Annotated in this window: 24 protein-coding genes and 1 pseudogene; 7 read left to right on the top strand and 18 right to left on the bottom strand. The window is 67.9% G+C overall.

The genetic code is table 11. From position 1 onward, the window contains the following. From ACX12L_RS20215 to ACX12L_RS20170, 10 genes and pseudogenes are all read right to left on the bottom strand, one after another. A pseudogene (locus ACX12L_RS20215) lies at positions 1-139 on the bottom strand (electron transfer flavoprotein subunit beta/FixA family protein); the annotation flags it as partial. A gap of 24 nt (positions 140-163) precedes the next feature. Next, complete coding sequence (locus ACX12L_RS20210; protein ID WP_459264232.1) at positions 164-1138, bottom strand: NAD(P)H-dependent flavin oxidoreductase; 975 nt, start codon at positions 1136-1138, stop codon at positions 164-166. A gap of 7 nt (positions 1139-1145) precedes the next feature. Beyond that, positions 1146-2141 carry a Bug family tripartite tricarboxylate transporter substrate binding protein gene (locus ACX12L_RS20205; RefSeq protein WP_459264231.1) on the bottom strand — a complete coding sequence of 332 codons (996 nt, stop codon included), beginning with the start codon at positions 2139-2141 and terminating at the stop codon, positions 1146-1148. Between the two features lie 73 nt (positions 2142-2214). Beyond that, on the bottom strand, positions 2215-3447 hold the full coding sequence (locus ACX12L_RS20200) for a CaiB/BaiF CoA transferase family protein (protein WP_459264230.1): 1233 nt from the start codon (positions 3445-3447) through the stop codon (positions 2215-2217). A gap of 24 nt (positions 3448-3471) precedes the next feature. Next, entirely contained in the window at positions 3472-3894 is a 423-nt protein-coding gene (locus ACX12L_RS20195; RefSeq protein WP_459264229.1) for a PaaI family thioesterase, read from the bottom strand. A gap of 35 nt (positions 3895-3929) precedes the next feature. Beyond that, on the bottom strand, positions 3930-4736 hold the full coding sequence (locus ACX12L_RS20190) for an oxepin-CoA hydrolase, alternative type (protein ID WP_459264228.1): 807 nt from the start codon (positions 4734-4736) through the stop codon (positions 3930-3932). A gap of 116 nt (positions 4737-4852) precedes the next feature. Continuing rightward, a complete protein-coding gene (locus tag ACX12L_RS20185; RefSeq protein WP_459264227.1) occupies positions 4853-5983 on the bottom strand; it encodes an acyl-CoA dehydrogenase family protein in 1131 nt (376 codons plus the stop codon). Positions 5984-5993: 10 nt separating this feature from the next. Then, positions 5994-7190 carry an acyl-CoA dehydrogenase family protein gene (locus ACX12L_RS20180; protein ID WP_459264226.1) on the bottom strand — a complete coding sequence of 399 codons (1197 nt, stop codon included), beginning with the start codon at positions 7188-7190 and terminating at the stop codon, positions 5994-5996. Positions 7191-7202: 12 nt separating this feature from the next. Continuing rightward, positions 7203-8402: an acetyl-CoA C-acyltransferase gene (locus ACX12L_RS20175; protein WP_459264225.1), complete on the bottom strand. Its 1200-nt coding sequence runs from the start codon at positions 8400-8402 to the stop codon at positions 7203-7205. Between the two features lie 76 nt (positions 8403-8478). After that, positions 8479-10596, bottom strand: coding sequence for a 3-hydroxyacyl-CoA dehydrogenase NAD-binding domain-containing protein (locus tag ACX12L_RS20170; RefSeq protein ID WP_459264224.1), 2118 nt, complete (start codon positions 10594-10596; stop codon positions 8479-8481). 110 nt (positions 10597-10706) lie between these two features. On the opposite strand from ACX12L_RS20170, the gene ACX12L_RS20165 reads away from it, so the two are divergent. Continuing rightward, entirely contained in the window at positions 10707-11627 is a 921-nt protein-coding gene (locus ACX12L_RS20165) for a LysR family transcriptional regulator (protein ID WP_459264223.1), read from the top strand. Positions 11628-11645: 18 nt separating this feature from the next. Here ACX12L_RS20165 and ACX12L_RS20160 read toward each other — a convergent pair whose 3' ends face one another. The 7 genes from ACX12L_RS20160 to ACX12L_RS20130 all read right to left on the bottom strand — a co-directional run bounded on the left by ACX12L_RS20160 (position 11646) and on the right by ACX12L_RS20130 (position 17820). Beyond that, positions 11646-11999 carry a hypothetical protein gene (locus ACX12L_RS20160; RefSeq protein ID WP_459264222.1) on the bottom strand — a complete coding sequence of 118 codons (354 nt, stop codon included), beginning with the start codon at positions 11997-11999 and terminating at the stop codon, positions 11646-11648. Between the two features lie 283 nt (positions 12000-12282). Beyond that, a complete protein-coding gene (locus ACX12L_RS20155) occupies positions 12283-13338 on the bottom strand; it encodes a linear amide C-N hydrolase (protein WP_459264221.1) in 1056 nt (351 codons plus the stop codon). Between the two features lie 17 nt (positions 13339-13355). Further along, a complete protein-coding gene (locus ACX12L_RS20150) occupies positions 13356-14177 on the bottom strand; it encodes a porin family protein (RefSeq protein WP_459264220.1) in 822 nt (273 codons plus the stop codon). Positions 14178-14461: 284 nt separating this feature from the next. Further along, on the bottom strand, positions 14462-15334 hold the full coding sequence (gene htpX, locus ACX12L_RS20145) for a protease HtpX (RefSeq protein WP_459264219.1): 873 nt from the start codon (positions 15332-15334) through the stop codon (positions 14462-14464). A 126-nt stretch (positions 15335-15460) separates the two neighbouring features. Continuing rightward, on the bottom strand, positions 15461-16225 hold the full coding sequence (locus ACX12L_RS20140) for a DUF3025 domain-containing protein (protein WP_459264218.1): 765 nt from the start codon (positions 16223-16225) through the stop codon (positions 15461-15463). Next, positions 16207-17256, bottom strand: a complete 1050-nt coding sequence (gene pyrC / locus ACX12L_RS20135) for a dihydroorotase (RefSeq protein ID WP_459264217.1) — start codon at positions 17254-17256, stop codon at positions 16207-16209. Before pyrC ends, ACX12L_RS20140 begins: the two co-directional genes overlap by 19 nt. A 54-nt stretch (positions 17257-17310) precedes the next feature. After that, on the bottom strand, positions 17311-17820 hold the full coding sequence (locus ACX12L_RS20130; protein ID WP_459264234.1) for a hypothetical protein: 510 nt from the start codon (positions 17818-17820) through the stop codon (positions 17311-17313). A 219-nt stretch (positions 17821-18039) separates the two neighbouring features. On the opposite strand from ACX12L_RS20130, the gene ACX12L_RS20125 reads away from it, so the two are divergent. From ACX12L_RS20125 to ACX12L_RS20115, 3 genes are read left to right on the top strand one after another with little or no spacing between them, the layout of a single operon-like run. Beyond that, on the top strand, positions 18040-18429 hold the full coding sequence (locus ACX12L_RS20125) for a DUF488 domain-containing protein (RefSeq protein WP_459264216.1): 390 nt from the start codon (positions 18040-18042) through the stop codon (positions 18427-18429). A 14-nt stretch (positions 18430-18443) separates the two neighbouring features. Continuing rightward, on the top strand, positions 18444-18902 hold the full coding sequence (locus tag ACX12L_RS20120; RefSeq protein ID WP_459264215.1) for a carboxymuconolactone decarboxylase family protein: 459 nt from the start codon (positions 18444-18446) through the stop codon (positions 18900-18902). 19 nt (positions 18903-18921) lie between these two features. Beyond that, the gene (locus tag ACX12L_RS20115) at positions 18922-19257 is read left to right on the top strand and encodes a carboxymuconolactone decarboxylase family protein (protein WP_459264214.1); all 336 of its coding nucleotides are present in this window, start codon (positions 18922-18924) and stop codon (positions 19255-19257) included. A gap of 21 nt (positions 19258-19278) precedes the next feature. On the opposite strand, the gene ACX12L_RS20110 is transcribed toward ACX12L_RS20115, so the two are convergent. Beyond that, positions 19279-20226: a LysR family transcriptional regulator gene (locus ACX12L_RS20110; RefSeq protein WP_459264213.1), complete on the bottom strand. Its 948-nt coding sequence runs from the start codon at positions 20224-20226 to the stop codon at positions 19279-19281. A 126-nt stretch (positions 20227-20352) separates the two neighbouring features. Between ACX12L_RS20110 and ACX12L_RS20105 the strand changes: the two genes are divergently transcribed. The 3 genes from ACX12L_RS20105 to ACX12L_RS20095 are packed head-to-tail and all read left to right on the top strand — an operon-like array spanning position 20353 to position 22776. Further along, the gene (locus ACX12L_RS20105; RefSeq protein ID WP_459264212.1) at positions 20353-21681 is read left to right on the top strand and encodes an MFS transporter; all 1329 of its coding nucleotides are present in this window, start codon (positions 20353-20355) and stop codon (positions 21679-21681) included. 28 nt (positions 21682-21709) lie between these two features. Further along, the gene (uraD, locus tag ACX12L_RS20100) at positions 21710-22225 is read left to right on the top strand and encodes a 2-oxo-4-hydroxy-4-carboxy-5-ureidoimidazoline decarboxylase (RefSeq protein WP_459264211.1); all 516 of its coding nucleotides are present in this window, start codon (positions 21710-21712) and stop codon (positions 22223-22225) included. 41 nt (positions 22226-22266) lie between these two features. Next, positions 22267-22776, top strand: a complete 510-nt coding sequence (locus ACX12L_RS20095) for a hydroxyisourate hydrolase (RefSeq protein ID WP_459264210.1) — start codon at positions 22267-22269, stop codon at positions 22774-22776. Positions 22777-22787 lie beyond the last annotated feature (11 nt).

Genomic DNA, 22787 nt, shown 5'->3' with positions numbered 1-22787 from the left:
CGGCTTCCTCGACGGCGATTTCGTCGAAGGGGTTCATGCTCATCTTCACGTTGGCGATGTCTACGCCCGTGCCGTCCGATTTCACCCGGACTTTCACGTTGTAGTCCACCACGCGCTTGACGGGGACGAGGATTTTCATGGAGAGCTTCTTTCTGCTGGGGGGTTATCGGAGCATGCCGGCCAGGCGTTCCTGGATCAGCGCCTCGGCCTGGGACATGATGGAATCGATGAGCTGCTGCACGGTGGGCACGTCGCGGATCAGGCCGGCGACCATGCCGCAGGACCAGACGCCGGCCCCCATGTCGCCCTGCTGCATGATGCGCGGGTAGACGCCGGCCACCTCGGGCGCGATGTTGGCGAACGTGACGGCCGCGCCCAGTTCGCGCTCCTTTTGCAGCACGCGCTCGGTGGCGGCGTTGGTCAGCACGCGCTCGGTATTGCGCAGCGGCCGCATGATCAGGCGCGTGTCCAGTTCGCTGGCGGCGACGATGGCCTGCTTGACGTTGTCGTGCACCGGCGCCTCCCGGGTGGCGATGAAGCGCGTGCCCATGTTGACGCCATCGGCGCCCAGCGCCAGCGCGGCCACGAGCGAGCGGCCGTCCGCCATGCCGCCCGAGGCGACGAACGGGATCTTGAGCTCCTCGGCCGCGCGCGGCAGCAGGATGAAGTTGGGGATGTCGTCCTCGCCCGGATGGCCGCCGCACTCGAAGCCGTCCACGCTGACGGCGTCGCAGCCGATGGCCTCGGCCTTGAGCGCGTGGCGCACCGAGGTGCACTTGTGGATGACCTTGATGCCCGCCTCCTTGAGCGCGGGCAGCCATTTCTGCGGGTTGTTGCCCGCGGTCTCGACGATCTTCACGCCGCCCTCGACGATGGCCTTCACGTAGCCCGGATAGTCGGGCGGGTTGACCGCGGGCAGGAAGGTGAGATTCACGCCGAAGGGCTTGTCGGTCATCTCGCGGCAGCGCGCGATCTCCCTGGCCAGCAGCTCGGGCGTCTTCTGCGTCAGGCCGGTGATGATGCCCAGCCCCCCGGCGTTGGAGACGGCCGATGCCAGCTCGGCATAGCCCACGTGGTGCATGCCGCCCTGGATGATGGGGTGCGCTATGCCGAACAGTTCTGTGATACGGGTCTTCATGTGGTCCTCATTCAGGCGCAATGCCCTTGTCGCGGATGATCTGGCCCCAGCGGCCGTAGTCGTTCTGGATGCGCTGGCCCATCTGCGCCGGGTCCTGGAAGTGGGCGATGGCGCCAACGCCCAGCAGCTTGTCCTGGATCTCCTTGTCGGCCAGGATCTGCTTGACCTCGGCGGCGATGCGGTCCACCACGGCCTTGGGCGTACCCTGGGGCGCCAGCAGGCCGCCCCAGGACACGGCGTCGTAGCCCTTGATGCCCTGCTCGGCGATGGTCTTCACCTCGGGCAGCATGACCACGCGCTGGGGCGAGCCCACGGCAATGGCGCGCAGCTTGCCCGCCTGGATGTGCGGCAGCGCCGCCACCAGGTCGGCATACATGATGGGCACCTGGCCGCCGATGGTGTCGGTGATGGCCGGCACGCCGCCCTTGTAGGGCACGTGCTGCATGTCGAAGCCCGCCATCTGCTTGAGCAGTTCCATGCTCAGGTGGCCGAAGCTGCCGGCGCCCGAGCTGGTGTAGTTCAGCGGGGTCTTCTGCGCCTTGGCGTGGGCGATGAGCGACTTGAGGTCGGCCACATCGGGCAGCAGCTTGGGGTTGACGACGATGACGATGGGCAGGTCGTACACCGTGGCCACGGGCGCGAAGTCCTTCACCGTGTCGTAGCCGGTCTTCCGGTACAGGTGCGGGGCCAGCAGCGTGGGCGTGGCCAGCATCATCAGCGTGTAGCCGTCGGGCGCGCTCTTGGCGACCTGGCCCGCGGCGATGGAGCCCGAGGCGCCGGGGCGGTTGTCCACCACCACGGCCTGCTTGAGCCGTTCGGCCAGCTTCTGGCCCACGATGCGCGAGGCCGTGTCGGTCGGGCCGCCGGCCGGGAAGGGCACGACCAGCTTGACCATCTTGTCGGGCCAGGCGCCCTGCGCCTGCACGCCGCCCGCCATGCCGGCCAGCAGCGGCGTGGCGGCCAGGGCCAGGGCGGCGCGGCGGTTCATTGCGGAAAACTTCATTGCTCGGTTCCTCTAGTCAAAAACGCATGCAGCCCTTGTGTACCAAGCGGCTGCAGCTATGCTTTCCAAAGCATCACGGTTGCGGCAGGGTCAGCACGCCCTGCGCCTGCAGGGCCTGCAGCTGCTCGTCGCTCAGTGCCAGCAGCTTGTGCAGCACCTCGCGCGTGCCCTCGCCCAGCGTGGGCGGCGCGTTGCGGATCGGCAGGCGCTGGCCGTCCAGGCGGTACGGCGGCGCGAACACCGGCGTGGTGCCCACGACCGGGTGCGGCATGTCCTGCACCATGCGGCCGCGGCGCGTGCGCTCGCTGCTCAGCGCCTCGTGCAGGCCGGCCACGCGGCCGCAGGGGATGCCGGCGGCCGTCAGGCGCTCGAGCAGCAGGTCGCGCGGGAAGGTGTGGATCAGCTCCTTGAGCAGGGGGCTGAGCTCCAGGCGGTTCCTGGCGCGCTCCACGTTGGTGGCGAAGCGCGGGTCCTCCACGATGTCCGGGCGCATGATGACCTGGCGGCAGAACTTGTCGAACTGGGCGTTGTTGCCCACGGCGATGATCAGGGGGCCGTCCGCCGCCTCGTACATGCCGTAGGGCACGATGGAGGGATGGGCGTTGCCGTAGCGCTCGGGGTCGTGGCCGAGCTTGAGCGCGTCCAGCCCGTAGTAGCCCGTGACCGTGAGGCCGCAGTCGTACAGCGCCATCTGGATCAATTGCCCCTTGCCCGTGCGCTCGCGCCTGAACAGCGCCGCCAGCACGGCCTGGGCCGCGTACATGCCGGTCATCAGGTCCACCACGGCCACGCCGAACTTCAGCGGCGGCGTGTTCGCCTCGCCGTTGAGTGCCATGAGCCCGGCCTCGCCCTGTATCACCAGGTCGTAGCCGGGGCGGCTGGCCTCGGGGCCGGTCACGTCGTAGCCGGCCACGGCGCAGTAGACCAGGTCCGGCTTGATGGCCTTGAGCTGCTCGTAGCCCAGGCCGAGCTTTTCGGCGCCGCCGGTCTTGAAGTTGTGGATGACCACGTCGCACTGGGGCACCAGGTCGTGGACGATCTTCAGCCCCTCGGCCGTCTGCAGGTCGATGGTGATGGACCGCTTGTTGCGGTTCATGCTGTTGTAGTAGGTGGTCTCGGTCTTGCCGATGCGCAGGCCCCAGTCGCGCGTGTCGTCGCCGCGGCCCGGGTGCTCCACCTTGACCACCTCGGCGCCGAAGTCGGCCAGCACCATGGCGCACATGGGGCCGGCGAACACGCGCGAGAGGTCGAGCACGCGCACGCCTTGCAGGGGAAAGTCCTGGACGGACGGGTTGGTCGATGTCATGGCTCGCACTCCTTGTTGCTCACGTCAATCCGTTTTCCTGGCGCCCATGAGGGCAATCGTTCCCTGGGCGACGGCGCACAGTTTCTCGGCGCCATCGGAGACCGCATAGACATCGCAGCGGCAGACCGCCTGCGTTCGGCCCGCATGCACGGCCGTGGCGCGTGCCGCAAGAAAATCGCCGACAGCGGGGCGCACATAGTTGATCTTGTATTCCGAGGTCACGACACCGGGCCCCAGTGCCATGCCGCCGGCAAACGTGAGCGCGTTGTCCGCCAGATACGAGACCACGCCGCCGTGCACGAAGCCGTGCTGCTGCCTGATCTGTTCGGTGACGGGCACGCGCAGCTCCACCACCTGCGCCGTGTATTGCGTCACTTCTGCCTGAACCAGGCGGCTGAACGGCTGCGCGTCCAGGACCCGCCGTGCGTCTTCAATGGATCGGCTCATACGTCCATGTCTCCCCGCGCCAGGCGCACCAGCGCTCAGCCCTGCCTGCCGCCGCGCAGCTTGGCAAAGTCGGGCGCGCGCTTTTCCAGGAAGGCGTTGATGCCCTCGCGCGACTCCTCGGTCTCCTGCGACAGCGGCATGTACAGCGCCTCCAGCTCCAGCTGCTGCTCCAGCGTATTGCGCGGCGCCACGCGGCACAGGTGCTTGATGCGCGCCATGGCCAGGTCTGGCCCGGCGGCCACCTGCCGCGCCATCTCCAGCGCCGTGGCCAGGGCCTGGCCGGGCTCGGCCAGGCGGTTGGCCACGCCGAGCTGGTGCATGCGCTCGCCGCTCACGCGTTCGCCCGTCAGGCACAGCTCGGTGAGCAGCTGGCGCGGCAGCGTTTCCGCCAGCAGCGCGGTGGCGCCGCCGTCGGGCGTGAGCCCCACCTTGACGTAGGCCACGGAAAACTGCGCGTTCTTCGCGGCCACCAGCATGTCGCCGGCCAGCGCCAGCGACAGGCCGGCGCCCGCGGCCGCGCCCTCCACGGCCATGATCACGGGCTTGGGGCAGTCGCGCAGCGCGCGCACCACGTCGTGCAGGGCTTCGATCTTCAGGCGCCGCTGCGCGATCGGCTGCTCGCGCCGGTGCGCGATCTGGCGCAGGTCGCCGCCGGAGCAGAAATGCCCGCCCTCGCCGGTGAGCACCACGGCGCCTACGGTGCTGTCGCACGCGGCCGCGTGCAGCGCCGCCGTGAGTCCCGTGTAGAAGCCCGGCGTGAGCGCGTTGCGCGCGCCGGGGTTGTTGTTGGACAGCACGAGCACGGCACCCTCGCGGCGGGTCAGCAGGGCGTTATCGGTCATGGGCATCTCCTGTATTAGTTTTTTGATAGCTGGCAGCGCTTGCTGGGCAAGGGCTGGCGGCTTTTTTCCTTGATCCCCTCGCCCCAGGGGGGACGAGGGAGCCAATGCGGCGAGGTTCAGGCGGCCAGCGCCATCCAGCGCGCCAGGTGGTGGTCCATGTCGCCGAGCTGGTGGTCGATCAACACGAGGCGCTTGGCGTAGTGGGCCAGCGGCAGCTCCCAGGTCACGCCGATGCCGCCGTGCATCTGGATCGCCTCTTCCGCGATCAGCGTGCCGATCTTGCCCACGCTGTACTTGGCGGCCGACAGGGCCTTCTCGCGCGCCACGCGGTCGGTGCCATCGATGGCCGCGGCGGCGTTGATCACGGCCGAGCGCGCCTGCTCCACCTCCAGCAGCATGTCGGCCATGCGGTGCTGCAGGGCCTGGAAGCTGCCGATGGGCACGCCGAACTGCTTGCGCGTGCGCAGGTATTCCAGCGTGTCGGTCTTGGCCTTGTCCATGGCACCCAGGCTTTCGGCCGCCAGCGCCAGCAGGCCGAAGCCCACGCAGCGCTCCAGCAGCGCATGGCCGGCGCCTTCGGCGCCCAGCAGCGCATCCGCGCCGACCTTGACGCCAGCCAAGGCCACCTCGGCCGCGTGGCCGCCGTCGATGCGGCCATAGCCGCGCGCGCTGATGCCGGCGGCGTCGCCGGGCACCAGGAACAGCGAGATGCCGGCCTCGTCGCCCACGGCGCCGCTGGTGCGCGCGCTCACCAGCAACAGCTGCGCCTGGTCGCCGAACAGCACCACGGCCTTGGCGCCGTCGAGCACCCAGCCGCCGCCGTCCCGCTTCGCGGTGGTGGCGACGCGGTTCAGCTCGTAGTGGTTGGCGGGCTCGTCATGCGCCAGGGCAGCCAGCGTGGTGCCGGCGATGATGCCCTCCAGGCGGTCCTTTTGCGCCGCGCTGCCGGCCTCGGCCAGCGCGCGTCCGACCAGCAGCGCGCCCAGCAGGGGCTCGGCCACCAGGTGGTTGCCCAGGGCCTCGAACACCAGGGCGATGTCCGGCCCCTGGCCTCCGAGGCCGCCATCGGCCTCCTTGAACAGCGCGCCGATGGCGCCGATCTCGGCCAGCTTGGCATAGGTCTCGGCGCTGAAGCCGGCCGCGCCATAGGCCGCCCGGTTGCGGTATTCGGCGGGGTATTGCTCGCCCAGGTAGCGCTGCAGCGCGTCCGCCAGCATGCGGCGGTCTTCGTTGTGCTCAAAGTTCATGCCCGTCCCCTCACAGCCCCAGGATCATCTTGGAGATGATGTTGCGCTGGATTTCGTTGGAGCCGCCGAAGATCGACAGCTTGCGGTAGTTGAAGTACGCGGCCGCGGCGGTGGCGGCCTCCTTGGGGCCGACGGGCGCCTGATCGTACTCGGCGAACTGCGCGGCCTCGATGTAGGGCAGCGCATACGGCCCCATGGCGCGGCGGATCAGCGACAGCAGCTCCTGGCGGATCACCGTGCCGCGGATCTTGAGCATGGAGCTCTCGGCCCCCGGCACGCCGCCGCCCTGCACCGCGGCGAGCACGCGCAGGTTGGTGGTCTTCATGTTCTCCAGGTCGATCTCGACCTGCGCCATGCGCGTGGCGAACTGCGGGTCCTGCGCCAGCGGCTTGCCGTTGCGGTGCACGCGCGCCGCGATCACCTTCAGCTTTTCCAGCGCGGCCATGGAGAAGCCCACGCCGGCGATGCCCGTGCGCTCGTAGGTCAGCAGGTACTTGGCGTAGGTCCAGCCCTTGTTCTCCTCGCCCACCAGGTTCGCCAAAGGCACCTTCACGTCGGTGAGGAAGACCTCGTTGACCTCGGCGTCGCCGTCCAGCGTGCGGATGGGGCGCACCTCCACGCCGGGCTGGTCCATGTCGATGAGCACGAAGCTGATGCCCGACTGCGCCTTGGCCTGCCTGTCGGTGCGCACCAGGCAGAACATCATGTTGGCGTGCTGGCCCTGGGTGGTCCAGGTCTTCTGGCCGTTGACGACGTAGTGGTCGCCCTCGCGCACGGCCGTGGTCTTGAGGCTGGCCAGGTCCGAACCCGCGCCGGGCTCGGAATAACCCTGGCACCACCAGTCGTCGCCATTGAGGATGCGCGGCAGCCAGCGCTGCTTCTGCGCCTCGTTGCCGTACTTGATCAGCACCGGGCCCAGCATGGACAGGCCGAACGGCACCAGGCGCGGGCCGCCGGCCATGGCGCATTCATCGTCGAAGATGAACTTCTGGATCGGGGTCCAGCCGGTGCCGCCATGCTCCTTGGGCCAGTGGTAGGCGAGCCAGCCCTTCTGGTTCAGGATGGCGTGCCAGCCCTCCTGGTCGGCGCGCGTCAGGCGCTGGCCGGCCTTGACCTTGGCGGCGAGCTGCGGGGGCAGATGGTCCTTGAGGAAGGCGCGCACCTCGGCGCGGAACGCCTCTTCTTCGGGGGTGAATTGCAGGTCCATGGTGGTGCTTTCTCAGAAAATCTCGAACAGGCCGGCCGCGCCCATGCCGCCGCCGATGCACATGGTGACCACGCCCCACTTGGCCTTCTCGCCGCGCGCCTTGCGGCGCTGGCCTTCGAGCAGGACGTGGCCCGCCAGGCGCGCGCCCGTCATGCCGAACGGGTGGCCGATGGAGATGGCGCCGCCGTTGACGTTCAGGCGCTCCATGGGAATGCCCAGCTTGCGCTGGCAGTACAGCGCCTGCGAGGCGAAGGCCTCGTTGAGCTCCCACAGGTCGATGTCCTCGACCTTCAGGCCCGTGCGCTCGAGCAGGCGCGGCACGGCGAACACCGGGCCGATGCCCATCTCGTCGGGCTCGCAGCCGGCGATGGCGAAGCCGCGCAAGGCGCCCAGCGGTTGCAGGCCGCGGCGCTCGGCCTCCTTGGCCTCCATCAGCACGCAGGCGGCCGAGCCGTCGGACAGCTGCGAGGCATTGCCCGCGGTGATGAACTTGCCCGCGCCCTTCACCGGCTCCAGCTTGGCCAGGCCTTCCAGCGTGGTGCCCGGGCGGTTGCAGTTGTCCATGGTAGCCACCACCTCGCGGTGGGTGACCTCGCCGGTCTCCTTGTTCTTCTCGGCCATGGTGGTGGCGCAGGGCACGATCTCGTTGGCGAACACGCCGGCGGCCTGGGCGGCGGCGGTGCGCTGCTGGCTCAGCAGCGCGAACGCGTCCTGGTCCTCGCGCGTGATGCCGTAGCGCTGGGCCACCACGTCAGCGGTGTCGATCATCTCCATGAACAGCGCGGGCTTGTGCTCGAGCAGCCAGGGGTCCATGTCGGACGTGCCGGTGCGGCCCGCGGGGCGCATGAGCGAGATGCTCTCCACGCCGCCGGCGACCATGGCGGGCACGCCCTCCATGACGATGCGCCCGGCCGCCACGGCGATCGCCTGCAGGCCCGACGAGCAGAAGCGGTTGATCACGGTGCCGCCCACCGTCACCGGCAGGCCGGCGCGCAGCGCGGTCTGGCGGCCGATGTTGCGGCCGGTGGTGCCCTCGGGGTAGCCGCAGCCCCAGATCAGGTCCTCGATCAGGCCGGGCTCGATGCCGGCGCGCTGCACCGCGGCCTGCACCGAGAAGGCGCCGAGCTGGGCGCCGGGGGTGACGTTGAATTCGCCGCGGTGCGACTTGGCCAGAGGCGTGCGGGCGGTGGAAACGATGACGGCTTCGCGCATGGTGTGCTCCTTTGATGGTTCTGTATGTCTATGAAATTTCTCCCTCTCCCCCGTGGGGGAGAGGGCGTGCCGGGAATCAGCCGCGCTGGTTCAGGCTGGCGAAGTTCTTGCCCTCGGCAACCAGCTTTTCCAGCAGCGGCGCGGGCTGCCAGAACAGCGCGTCTTCCTTGGCGAATTCGCGGATGTCGGCCAGGACCTTGGGCAGGCCGGCCATGTCGGCCCACTGCATCGGGCCGCCACGCCAGCGCGGGAAGCCGTAGCCGAACAGGAAGGTCACGTCGATGTCCAGCGGGCGCAGCGCGATGCCCTCCTCCAGCACCTTGGCGCCCTCGTTCACCATGGCCGCCATGTAGCGGCGCATGATCTCCTCGTGCGTGAAGGCGCGCGGCGCGATGCCCTTCTTCGTGCGCTCGGCGTCCACGATGGCCAGCACCTCGGGGTCCTGCTGGCCGGTGCGTGCTCCTTCAGGGTACAGGTACCAGCCGCGCCCGGTCTTCTGGCCGAACCAGCCGCGCTCGGCAACGCGGTCGGCGATCTCCACGTAGCGCGCCCTGGGGTCGCGCGTGGCCGCCTTGCGCTTGCGCGTGGCCCAGCCGATGTCGCCGCCCGCCAGGTCCGACATCTGGAACGGCCCCATGGGGTAGCCGAACTCGCGCACGGCCGCGTCGATCTCGTAGGGGCTGGCGCCGTCCTCCAGGATGTGGTTGGCCGCCTCGCGGTAGACGGACAGGATGCGGTTGCCAATGAAGCCGTCGCACACGCCGGCGCGCACCGGCACCTTCTTCATGCGCTTGGCCAGCTCGAACGCGGTGACCACCACGTCGGGCGCCACCTTGGCGGGCACCACGATCTCCAGCAGCCGCATGATGTTGGCCGGGCTGAAGAAGTGCAGGCCGATCACGTCCTGCGGACGGCTGGTGACGGCGGCGATGGCGTCGATGTCCAGGTACGAGGTGTTGGTGGCCAGCACCGCTCCGCTCTTGCACACGCGGTCGAGTTCCTTGAACACGGCCTTCTTGACCTCGATGTCCTCGAACACCGCCTCGATCACCAGGTCCACATCCTTGATGTCGTCATACGCGGTGCTGGGCTGGTAGCGCGCAAGAATAGCGGCCTTGGCCTCGGCGGTCATGCGGCCCCTGGCGATCAGGCCGTCGTAGACCTTCTCCACGTTCTTCCGGCCGCGCGCGATCGACTCGGCATCGCGCTCGATCATCACCACCTCCAGGCCCGCGTCCAGGGCCGAGACCGTGATGCCCGCGCCCATGGTGCCGCCGCCGATGACGGCCAGCTTGGCGAAATGGCGCGGCGCGGCGCCCTTGGCCTCGGGGATCTTGGCGGTCTCGCGCTCGGAGAAGAAGGCATGCACCAGGCCGGCGCGCTGCGGGCTGTTCAGGCATTCGAGGAACAGTTCGCGCTCGCGCTTCACACCGTCGGCGAAGGGCATCTGCACGGCGGCCTTGACGCATTCGATGATCTTCCCCGGAGAGAACAGGCCGCGCGTCTTCTTGGCCGTGTCGGCCGCCAGCTGGTCCAGCGCCGCCAGGGCCGCGGCCTTGTCGGCCACCTCCAGGTCGCAGGTGCGGCGCGGCAGCGTGCCGCCGGCGAGCAGTTCGCGCACATAGGCGAGGCCGGCAGCCTCGGGGTCGTCGCCCTCGACCAGCCTGTCCACCAGGCCGGCGGCCAGGGCCGCCTTGGCAGACAGGTGCTGGCCAGCGAGCATCAGTTCGGCCGCGGGCAGCGCGCCCATCAGGCGTGGCGAACGCTGCGTGCCGCCGGCGCCGGGCAGCAGGCCCAGATTCACCTCGGGCAGGCCCAGCTTGGCGCCGGGCAAGGCCAGGCGGTAATGCGTGGCCATGGCGACCTCCAGCCCGCCGCCCAGCGCCGGGCCGTGGATGGATGCCACCACCAGCTTGCTGCCGGCCTCCATGCGGTTGAGCACCTCGGGCAGGAAGGGGGCCATCGGCGGCTTGCCGAACTCGCGGATGTCCGCGCCGGCGATGAAGGCCCGCCCCCGGCCCACGAGCAGCATGGCGCGGACGGCGGCATCCTGCTCCAGCCGCTCCAGGGCCGCCTGAAGGCCGGCACGCACGGCCTGGCCCAGCGCGTTGACGGGTGGGTTGTCGATGCTGACCACCAGCACCTCGCCATCGAGGCGGATCTGGACGGGGGAAGCGCCGGCTTGCTCGCTCATCGTGTTGTCTCCTGATGAAAAGTAAAGACGCCCATTCTGCATAGACAGGCGGTTTTAACAATAACATCATTCATTGACAAAGAGTCAAATACAACTTGACAATCCATCGCATGGACCTGCAATCCCTCACCCTTCTGGTGGAAATCATCGACAGCGGCAACCTGAGCCAGGCGGCGCGCAAACTCAGGATGACGCGCGCCAACGTCAGCTACCACCTGGCGCAGCTGGAAAAGTCCGTGGGTGTGCAGCTCATCAAGCGCAGCACGCGCCGCGTGGAGCCCACCGAGATCGGCCTGCGCCTGTACGAGCACGGCCGCGCGATACAGAACGAGATAGTGGCCGCGCGCGAGACCGTCACCAGCCTGGGCCAGGGACTGCTGGGGCGCGTGGGCATCAGCGTGCCCAGCGGCTATGGCCAGCTCGTGATGAGCGAGTGGCTGATCGAGTTCAAGCGGCTGTACCCCGGCATCGTGCTGGACGTGCTGTTCGAAAACCGCACGGACCATCTGCGCGACGAGGTGGACATCGCCATCCGCGTCATCGCCGAGCCGCCGCTGTCGGTGATCGCACGCAGCCTGGGGCCCATGCACTACGTAGCCTGCGCCTCACGCGCCTACGTCGCCAGCCACGGCCTGCCCGCCACGCTGTACGAACTGCGCAACAGCCCGGTGATCACGGCCGGCGTGACCGGCCGCCAGCTGCGCCTGTCGGCCTACCAGGGCGAGGAACGCCAGGAGGTGCTGCTGGAGCCCACGCTGATCTCCGAGCACTTCCCGTTCCTGCGCCAGGGCATCCTGGCCGGGCTGGGCATAGGCCTGGTGCCCGACTACGTAGTGCAGGCCGAGGTGGCCAGCGGCGAGGTGCTGCTCACGCTGCAGGAATACCGCCTGAGCATCTTCGGCAGCCACATGTACCTGATGTACCTGCCCGACCGCCACCAGACGCGCGCCGTGCGCACCTGCATCGACTTCCTGATGGCCAAGGCCGGGCATGGCGCGTCGCCGGCAACGCCGCAGGACGCCCAGGCGTAATGCACTGCGGGGTCTGTATCAGCGCGGGCCCCAGCGGCCGCCGCGCTGCTGCCAGCCGCGCGGCCCATGGTCCCAGCGGCGCGGGTGCCAGACATAGCCGGGGCGCGGCGGCACGGCCCAGTAGCCCGGCGTCCAGGCATAGCGCCCGCCGCCCCAGCCCCAGTAGCCGTTGATCCACACATGCACCGGCGAGGGCGCGACCGGAACCACCTCGGCCTGCACGGGCGGCGGAGCCGTGGGGGCATACACCACATCGCCCACCGGATAGGCCGGGGCCACCACGCAGCCAGTCAGCGCCAGGCCGGCGGCGGCCAGCGCCAGGGCCGGCAGCGCGCGGCGCAGGCCCGTTGTAAACGTCGATGTAAGAATCACGATGCTCTCTCCTGACAGTCAGGCCCCTACAACGAGAAAACCCCTACCGGATGTTGACAGGGGTTTGTGAAGACGGGGTAAAGAAGCGCAGCCAGATGCAGTTGCACACGCCGTAGTGCCCCGCGCCGCCACCTCGGCAGTTTTCCTGCGAGCGGCTGTCCAAGGTCGTGAGCGGACTGCACTTTCTGGTCTTTGCCGTGCCCATGCTACCGGCCGCCGCTCGGATACTGGCTTCGGCTGGAAGTTCAGAACACGCCCTGGTCTCCGGCCATTTCGTCCACCGCTACTCGGCCGCCTTGAATTCGAAAGGCTTGGCAGGAACGAATTGGCTCGACACTTCACCGGCAAGAATCCGATTCATGTCCACCCCTAGTTTGAGGGTCTGTGCTTGGGCCCCTTGCGAAAAGTCGAGACGCTTGAGATCCACCCAGAACACATTGGGCGACGTCGCGGACTCGGCATAGAACAGCTTGTTCTTGTGATCCGCCACGACACGCCAGCGTGTCGTGGACAGATTGGGGGCGTCCGGCAGGCTGATGCCATAGGGCACAGAGACATTCCGAACAATGCTGAACACCGCGGCTGCGGCGGTCCTAGGGTCGTCGGTCTGAACGACCGCATCGGCGTAATAACTTGCGCGCACGAACCGGTCGGATGCGCGATTGGTGCCGGGCAAAAACGTGCGCCCATCGACGCCGCTCCAGTAGCGCGTGATCGCGAGCTGCTCATCGTAGGAGGGTTCGTTCGTCATCACGCGGAACTCGCGGCCATGATGAATGCGCAGCTTGCCATCAATCCACTCCAAAATCGCGCTATCTCCCGTCGCGTCCGACAGCGACAGGTGCAGCGGGGCAAGACTGCCGGGCCGGCCGGGAACTTCGCCGCTGACCACCTGCACCGGCGTGGATTGCGCATGCTTGACCGCCTCGTCGACCGTGGCGAATTGATCAAGAAAATACTGCGCCCATATCGACAGCGATATGCGAGGTGTGGCGCCATCGTCCTGGGGATATTTGGCGTTGGCCAGCCACAGTAAATTGGCATTGAGGCCGGCCTCGTTCATCCCGTCCACCGCCGAGATTTCATAGCCGGAAACGATCACGCTGCCATAGGCCGAAGTCCACTCCACCGATCGCGGCCCGGCGGCCCCGTGCCGCTTCATGCCGCGCGGAAAGACCCAGAGATTGCTGAGAATGGGATCTTTGAAGTCCATCGAACGGCCAGTGAGATACGTTCCGCCGGGACCGTGGTAGATGACACGAGTGCAAGCCTGCGCCTCAACGGCCATTAACGCCGTGGCCGCGGCCAGTATGGTGAGAATGTGAGCGAATCGGGACATATTCAAAGTGCACTCCCTTAAAACCGATAAGTCAGCCCCAGGACCGGGCCGCTCAGGCGCGTGTCATAGATATGGCCACCACGGTCGTAATCGACATGGAGCACCTTGTAGCCCGCCGACGCAGAAAGGCGATCAGAGAAGACATAGTTGACCGTCGCATGCGTCGACCAAGTGTGGTTTGCGCCGACGCCGAAGCCGCCGGCATCCGCCTGCGCTTGCAGGGAGAGTTTCTGTGTGATGGGAAGAAAGGCGCGGACACCTACCACAGGATCCACCCAACTGAAACTCTCCCCATGCCTGGCTGACCGCGTTCCGATGGAGGCGTGGCTCGCAGTCACCGAGACATCCGTGGAAATATGCCAGTAGCGTACGCCCCCCAAGGCATCGAGGGTAAATCGCGGTGAGTCGATGACGCGGTAGCCACCTTGCAATGTCGCCGAGAACTGCTTGCTGTTGACCTTTGCATTGACACTAGATCCTGGCGGGATCGGAACGCCCAGACCTGGTACCTGGAATGCCGCCAGAGGGCCACTGCCCTGACCATTCGCCGTGCGGACATACATCACATCGCCCGACAGCACGAATCGATCGCGGCGGCCCCACACATTGACGAAGCCGCCCATTCTAAAGTCATGCATCACATCCGAAAAGGACTTATCTACATCCATCGTCGGGGCATGCTGGAATGGGGAAATATGGCCTTTGAGTCCGGCGGCCCACACATAGGGGGTGACCTGCCATTTCCACGACCGCTCATCCTTTGGTGTGCGGGGTGACTGTGTTGGCTGGCCTGCAGCAATGCCATCGGCATAGGCGGCCTGTACGGTGAAGAGCGTCAAGCAAAGAGCTGCTGCATATCGATTCGAGGCATACCCCCTCCATACAGATAACTTCATCTTTTGAATGACTTCCCCCGTCATGGCGCCCTTTGTGATTCGGATATGGATAGGCGATGGCGAACCTATCAGTCCGTAATCTATAGATGTTTCAATTTCGCACCTGCATCCTGCGATATTGTCGTGGCCGACTTCCGCTGCTCAGGCTTGCTTCCGGCGCCGCGAGCCGATCTAAGAGCGTGTTTACGGTCTCCCGCCCTCAGGCAATAGGCGGGTGAAAAATCCGTTCAGCGCAGGTTCTGCAGCGCGGCCACGCGCTCCTCGATGGGCGGGTGCGAGGAGAACAGCTTGCCGATGTTCCCCGTGATGCCCATGGCCTGCAGGCTCTGGGGCATCTGGCCCGGGTGCATGCCACCCAGGCGGTGCAGCGCGTTGATCATGGGCTGCTTGCGGCCCATGAGCTGGGCGGCGCCGGCGTCGGCGCGGAACTCGCGCTGGCGCGAGAACCAGGCCACGATGATGGCGGCCAGGAACCCCAGCACGATGTCGAGCACGACGGTGGTGACCATGTAGCCGATGCCGGGGCCCGAGCTGTTCTCGTCGTTCCTGCGCAGGAAGCTGTCCACCGCGTAGCCGATCACGCGCGAGAGGAACACCACGAAGGTGTTCATCACGCCCTGGATCAGCGCCATGGTCACCATGTCGCCGTTGGCCACGTGGGCCACCTCGTGGCCGATCACGGCCTCGACCTCCTCGCGCGTCATGCCCTGCAGGAGGCCCGTGGAGACGGCCACCAGCGCCGAGTTCTTGAACGCGCCCGTGGCGAAGGCGTTGGGCTCGCCCTGGTAGATGCCGACCTCGGGCATCTGGATGCCGGCCTTGTCGGCGAAGCCGCGCACGGTCTCCACGATCCAGGCCTCGTCGGCGTTGCGCGGCGCGTTGATGATTTGCACGCCCATGCTCATCTTGGCGATGGGCTTGCTCATCAGCAGCGAGATGATGGCGCCGCCAAAGCCCATGACGAAGGCGAAGCCGAGCAGCGCGCCCAGGTTCAGGCCGTTGGCCGTCAGGTAGCGGTTCACGCCCAGCAGGCTGGCGACGATGCCCAGCACCGCCACCACGGCGATGTTGGTCAGCAGAAAGAGCGCAATGCGTTTCATCGAAGGGTTCTCCGGACAAGGACAGGAAGTCGCCCGCGGCGCCGCGCCGAGGGCAAACAACAAGGTGGGGATGGCGCGGGGCGGTTCAAGCCACGCTGGCAGCGGCAGGCACCTGTTGTCGATGGCTTATGCGGTGCGCGCGCTGCGGAAAACGAGAGAGTCATCATAAAAGCAAAAGTTCTCGTTTTCGGGCCACCAGCCAGGCACGCCCAGAACCGGCAGGGGATTGAACGGCTTGGCCGCCAGCCGCTGCGCCGACAAGCCGGCGGCCAGCCAGCCGTCCACGCTCACTACATTTTCAGTAGCTGCCTGCGCTTGGTAGACATGGGCCGTGATCTGTTTTCGCGGTGAAACCAGCTTCTCCAGCAGCGCATGGCCCAGGATCAGCAGCCGCGCCTGCCGCCACAGCGGGCGCAGCTCCACGCACAGCCTGCGCCACTGGCGCGCGGCCAGCGCCTCGTGCAGGGCCTGCGGGGCCAGCAGCACGGCGCCGTTTTCGTCGAACACCGTGAGCGCGTCGCGCAGCGGCCCGCGCACCGCGCCCACGCCCTCGGCCGCGATCACCTGCGCCTGCAGCCGGTTGAAGCGGCGCTTGGTGGCCGGGTAGTGCAGCCAGACGAGGCCGTTGAAAAAGTCGTGCAGGTTGTCGCGCGTGGGCACGCGGCCCTCGGCGTGGATGAACTGCTCGTAGGCCATGCCCGGCGGCAGCGCCGCCTGGGGCGCGAAGCGCACGCCGGGCGGCGGGGCGGCGCCCTCGTCGATCAGCGCGTTGAGCGCATCGGCCACGCCAGAGCCGGCCTGCACGCGCTGCGCGGCCTGGCGCCCCAAGGGGGCCAGATGGGTCAGCCAGGGGCGCTGCCAGTCGATGGCGGCTAGGCCACCAGCCGCCACGGCAGTGCCTCGCCCGCGCGCAGGGGCTTGAGCTCGGCCTCGCCGAAGGGGAAGCTGTCGGGCGGCATCCAGCTTTCTCGGCGCAGGGTGATCGTGCCCTGGTTGCGCGGCAGGCCGTAGAAGGCCGGGCCGTGGAAGCTGGCGAAGCCCTCCAGCCTGTCGAGCACGCCCGCGTTGTCGAAGGCCTCGGCATACATCTCGATGGCGGCGTGCGCGGTGTAGCAGCCGGCGCAGCCCGTGGCGTGCTCCTTGAGGTGCGCGGGGTGCGGCGCGCTGTCGGTGCCCAGGAAGAACTTGGGGCTGCCGCTGGTGGCCGCCTGCACCAGCGCCTGGCGGTGCAGCTCGCGCTTGAGCACGGGCAGGCAGTAGTAGTGCGGGCGTATGCCGCCCGTGAAGATGGCGTTGCGGTTGTACAGCAGGTGGTGCGCGGTGATGGTGGCCGCGGTGTACGCGTCGCCGTCCGCCACGTACTGCGCGGCCTCGCGGGTGGTGATGTGCTCGAAGACGATCTTGAGCTCGGGGAAGTCGCGGCGCAGCGGGATCAGCTGCCGGTCGATGAACACGGCCTCGCGGTCGAACAGGTCGATGTCGCTGCTCGTCACCTCGCCGTGCACCAGCAGCAGCAGGCCGGCCTTCTGCATGGCCTCCAGCGTCGCGTAGGTCTTGCGCAGGTCGGTCACGCCCGCGTCGCTGTTGGTGGTGGCGCCGGCGGGGTAGAGCTTGCATGCGACCACGCCGGCATCCCTGGCACGCACGATCTCGTCGGGCGGCAGGTTGTCGGTGAGGTACAGCGTCATCAGGGGCTCGAACGACACGCCCTGCGGAACGGCGGCCAGGATGCGCTCCTTGTAGTCGAGCGCCTGGGCCGCCGTGGTCACGGGCGGGCGCAGGTTGGGCATGATGATGGCGCGCCCGAACTGCGCCGCCGTGTGCGGCACGACGGTGCGCAGAGGCTCCCCGTCGCGCATGTGCAGGTGCCAGTCGTCGGGGCGGGTGATGGTGAGGGTGTCGGGGCGATGGGCTGCGGTCATGGCCGTCATTGTCCCATCCACTCCCGGCCATGCGCGGGAGAGCGGGCCGATGGCTCAGCAGCCCGAGGGACGGTTGGGCCGCATGGGCACAACGCCCGAGACGGTCACGCGCGCGCCGGAGCCATCCGTGGCAACCAGTGTCTTGTTGGCCAGACGAACGCGGTCGGTATCGCGCACCACGGCCACGTCGCTCCAGTCGTCGGCGCGGAACTCATGGCCCAGGACGGTGAAGAAGGCCTCGTACACCACGCTGGCATCGGGCCGGTAGCGGATGTCGCCAAACGCCTGCCCGCTGCCACCCACGCGGTTGACACCGTCGAAGCGGAAGGTGCACACCTCGGGGTACGAGCCGATGGGGTTCTTCTTGTCCACATCGGTGAGGTTGATGTTGCCGTCGCCATAGATACCGTTGAGGCCTTCCACGGTAGCGCCGGTGACCGTCAGCACGCCGAGCTGGTCGCTGGGCGTGGGATCGTCGTCATTGCCGCCGCCGCAAGCGCTGAGAAAAAGGGCGGAGGCGGCGGCCACCGTGACGGCGCAAGAGGTTTTGAGGAAAGCATGCATGGTGCTGAGTGCTCCCAGGTGGTTGAACATGGCTCCATCCTAGGAAGGGCGCGGCCGGGAGCACGTGGGCCACGCCCCCCACGCCCTGTAAGAAAAGCCCGCGCGGCCTGGTCGGCGCGCCGGCGGCCACGATGGGTGCCGCGGCCAATACCCCTGCTGGCGGCCGAAGCCGCAGGGGCGCGTATCCTGCCCGGGTGTCGGGCCCTGCAGGACCATGCCATGGACAAGACCATCCCACCCCGCCATGTCCGCATCAAGCGCGCCTACGAGCCGCCCGCGGCCGAGGACGGCGCGCGCATCCTGATCGACCGGCTGTGGCCGCGCGGCGTGAAGAAGGAAGCGCTGGCGCTGGCCGAATGGAACAAGGCGCTGGCCCCGAGCACCGCGCTGCGCCAGTGGTTCAACCACGACCCTGCGCTGTGGGACGAATTCCGCCGCCGCTACGCCGCCGAGTTGCGCGCCCAGCCCGAGGCCTTCGACGCGCTGCGCGAGCGCGCGCGCCATGGCGTGGTGACGCTGGTGTATTCGGCACGTGACGAGACCGTGAACAACGCCGTCGCCATGCGCGCCTTTTTGCTGCAGCCGGACGGACTGGCTGCGGCGCAATGAACAGGAGGTTTTCGATGACGCAACGCCTGGACTACAGGCAGGCATCGCCCCAGGGTTTTGCCGCCATGCTGGGGCTGGAACAGCACGCGCGCACCAGCGGGCTCGACCACACGCTGCTGGAGCTGGTGAAGACGCGCGTGTCGCAGATCAACGGCTGCGCCTTCTGCCTGGACATGCACACCAAGGACGCGCGCGCCGCCGGCGAGAGCGAGCAGCGCCTGTACCTGCTGCCCGCATGGCGCGAGGCGCCCTGCTACACACCGCGCGAACGCGCCGCGCTGGCCTGGGCCGAGGCCGTGACCCTGCTCAAGGACCAGCAGGTGCCGGACGAGGTGTACGCGCAGGCGCGCCGGCAGTTCGACGACAAGGCGCTGGTGGACCTGACGCTGGCCATCGTCGCCATCAACGGCTGGAACCGGCTGTCGGTGGCGTTCCGCACCGAGGCCGGCAGCTACCAGCCCGGCAGCCATTGACATCGAAAGAGGCACGACCATGGACCATGCCATGTACCCGGTCGGCAGCGCCGAGATTGCACGCAAGCGCCGCGAACTCGCGCCCAAGCAGTTGGAAGCGTTTCGCGCCTTCAGCGCCGCCGTGTTCGCCGATGGCGAACTCGACGCGAAGACCAAGCAGCTGATCGCGGTGGCCGTGGCGCATGTCACGCAGTGCCCGTACTGCATACGCGGCCACAACGAGGGCGCGCTCAAGGCCGGCGCCAGCGAGGCGCAGGTCATGGAGGCGATCTGGGTCGCGGCCGAAATGCGCGCCGGCGGCGCCTATGCGCATTCGGCGCTGGCCATCGACACGATGGCCGGACACAAGGGCTGAGCCGCCCCTTTCTCTCCGGAATCAACCGTCCCCGGCAGCCTGCTGGTGCGCAGCCGCCTGGGTGAGCAGCCCGCGCAGCCAGCGGTGCCCTGCCTGGTGGTGGGAGCGCTCATGCCACAGCTGGTAGAAGCGCATGCGCGGAAAGCCCTCGGGCGCTGGCACCATCACCAGCGGCAGGGTGCGCGTGAACTGACGGGCGAAGTGGCGCGCGGTGGTGAAGACCAGATCGCTATGGGCGACCAGATACGGCGCCACGGCGAAATAGGGCACCATCACGCGGGCGTCGCGCACCTGCCGCAACCCTGCCAGATGCGTGTCCACCACCGGACGGTGCGATGCGGCCAGCGGCGTGGGCAGCAGGTGGGCGGCCGCCAGGTAGCGCTCCAGCGGCATGGGGTCGCCGCTTGAGTCCTGGGCCAGCGGATGGTTCGGGTTCATCAGGCAGACCAGGTCGTCCTCCAGCAGCAGCGACAGGTGCAGGCGCTCGGTGGGCTGCGGCCAGTTGCCGACCACGATGTCCAGACTGCCCTGCGCAAGCGCCTGCTCGAAGTCGTAGTCGCCGGACAGCGGCTGTATCACCAGGCGGGCGTGCGGCGCCTCGGCGCGAAAGTGCTGCACCACCTCGGCCATGAAGCTGGTGGCCAGGTAGTCGGGCGAGGCGATGGTGAAGGTCTGCGCGCTGGTGGCGGGGTCGAACGCCTCGGGGCCAGCCAGCATGTGGTCGATCTCGGCCAGCGCGGTGCGGGCGCGGGCGCGCAACTGGCGCGCGCGCTCGGTCGGCACCATGCCGCCGCGCTCGCGCACCAGGATCGGGTCGCCCAGCACTTCGCGCAGGCGCCGCAGGGCGGCGCTGATGGCTGGCTGCGTCTGGTTCATACGCACCGCCGTGCGCGATACGCTGCGCTCGGCCACCAACGCCACCAGGACGCGCAGCAGGTAAGTATCCAGAGGGTCTTGCGCACGGGACATAGATAGCGATGAAAAACATCGGGAACCGTTATGCCGGACATTATGAAAGCTCCGCGCACTACCACCGATTCCTTCCTACAGTCCGGCCAGACACGGTCCACCAGCGAGACCGGCAAGGAGACAAACATGGGAACGACACACGTGATGGACGCATCGGCGCAGCCGCAGGCTGGCGCGCCGGAACTGGACGGGGTCTACCGCAAGATCATCTGGCGGCTGATCCCCTTTCTGATGATGCTGTGGGTGCTGGCGTGGATCGACCGCGTCAATGTGGGCTTCATCAAGCTCACCATGCTTGATGAGTTGAAGTGGAGCGAGGCCGTGTACGGCCTGGGCGCTGGCATCTTCTTCCTGGGCTATTTCTTCTTCGAGGTGCCGAGCAACCTGCTGCTGCAGAAGATCGGCGCCAAGAAGACCATCATGCGCATCACCATCGGCTGGGGCCTGACCTGCATCGCCACGATGTTCGTCAAGACGCCCGAGATGTTCTACTTCCTGCGCTTCCTGATGGGTGCGTTCGAGGCGGGCTTCTACCCCGGCATCATCCTGTACCTGACCTACTGGTTTCCCAACGACCGGCGGGCCAAGGCGTTCGGCATGTTCATGTCGGCCTCGGCCTTCGCGGGCGTGATCGGCGGGCCGCTGGCGGGCACCCTGATGAATGGGCTGCACGGCGTCAACGGCTGGTCGGGCTGGCAATGGGTGCTGCTCATCGAGGGCATTCCCTCGGTGATCGCCGGCTTCGTCACCTTCTTCTATCTGACCGACAAGCCCGAGCAGGCCCGCTGGCTCACGCCGCGCGAACGCCAGCTGGTGCACGATGACCTGGCGCGCGACAACGCGGCCATGGGCCACCGCGAGCACAGCATGCTGGCCTCGCTCAAGAGCGGCCGCATCTGGCTGCTGATCCTGATCTTCTTCTGCGTCATCGCGGCCAACTCGGCGCTCACCTTCTTCGGCCCCTCGCTGGTCAAGGAAGTGGGCTTCACCAACCCCGCCACGGTGGGCTGGATTATGGCCGGTGCCTACCTGTGCGGTGCCTTCGGCATGATCTGGAACGGCTTCCACTCCGACAAGCACCAGGAGTCGCGCTACCACTGTGCGCTGGCAGCGGCTCTGGGGGCGGCCTCCATCCTGGTCATCGCCATGTTCCTGCAGCAAAGCCCGGCCATCGTGCTGGCGGCGCTCACGCTGGCCATCGTCGGCACCATGAGCGCCATCCCCGTTTTCTGGCAGATGCCCAACCGCTTCCTGGCCGGCACGGCCGCGGCGGGCGGCGTGGCGCTCATCAACTCGTTTGCCAACCTGGCGGGCTTTGGTGCGCCGTGGATGCTGGGCGCCATCAAGACGGCCACCGGCAGCCTGTCGTCCGGCCTGTACGTGGTCGCGGGCGTCGAGGTGTGCGCCACGGTGCTCATCCTGGCCTGCGTGCCCGCATTGCGCAAACAACGCTGAACCTTCCCTCACCCAAGACCTACACACCATGCACTCCATCGACCTGTCCACCGTCAACGCCATGGACCGCGACACCTTCGTCCAGGCCCTGGGCCCCACCTTCGAGCTGGCGCCCTGGGTGGCCGAGGCCGCCTGGGCCAGGCGCCCGTTCGCCAGCGTCGGCGCGCTGCATGCCGCCATGCTGGACGCCGTGCGGCAGGCGCCGGACGCTCAGCAGCTGGCCTTCCTGTGCGGCCACCCCGAGCTGGCCGGGCGCGAGGCACAGGCCGGCACCATGACCGCCGAATCCGTGGGCGAGCAGAGCAGCGCGGGCCTGGACGCCCTGAGCCGCGACGAGATGGCCGACATCCAGCGGCTCAACCGCACCTACCGCGAGCGGCACGGCTTCCCCTTCATCATCGCCGTGCGCCACCACGACAAGCAGCAGATCTTCGAGGCGCTGCGCACGCGCGCCGCCGGGCAAACCGAGGTGGAGCGCACGGCCGCGCTGCAGCAGATTGGGCTCATCACACGCGGGCGCATCGAAGCGCTGGTGCGCGAATAGCCCGCACCCCATTCCCCAATGGCATCACAAAAGGAGACATCATGGAAACGCTACCCAACTTTCGTCCCGAGCGCCGGCAGTTCGCCTTGTCCAGCCTGGCGCTGGGAGCCGCCGCGCTCGCAACGCGCGGCGCGCAGGCGCAGGCTGCCCCCGCGGGGCCCCTGCAGTCCAGCGGCCCCATCGTGCTGCACGGCGTGAGCCCCCGGCTGACTGTGCACACGCTGGACACCTTCCACGGCGCGGCGGCCACGGGGCTGCGCATCGATTTCTCCAAGCGCGAAGGCGACCGCTACCGGCAACTGGCCTCCCTGGTCATGAACGGCAACGGCCGCTCGGACGAGCCGCTGCTGATCGGCGACACCTACCAGCCGGGCGACTACGAACTGCTGTTGCACGTGGACGACTTCTACGCCGCCAAGCAGGCCAGGCTGCCCACGCCGCCGTTCCTGTCCAAGGTGCCGGTGCGCATCCGCATCGTCAACGTGGCCGAACGCATCCACCTGCCGATCCAGTTCGGCCCGTGGAGCTACACCTATTCGCGCGGCAGCTGATTTCCCCCGTT

The organism is Alicycliphilus sp. T452 (genome assembly GCF_054512775.1).
This window is presented reverse-complemented; position numbering and strand designations above follow the sequence as displayed.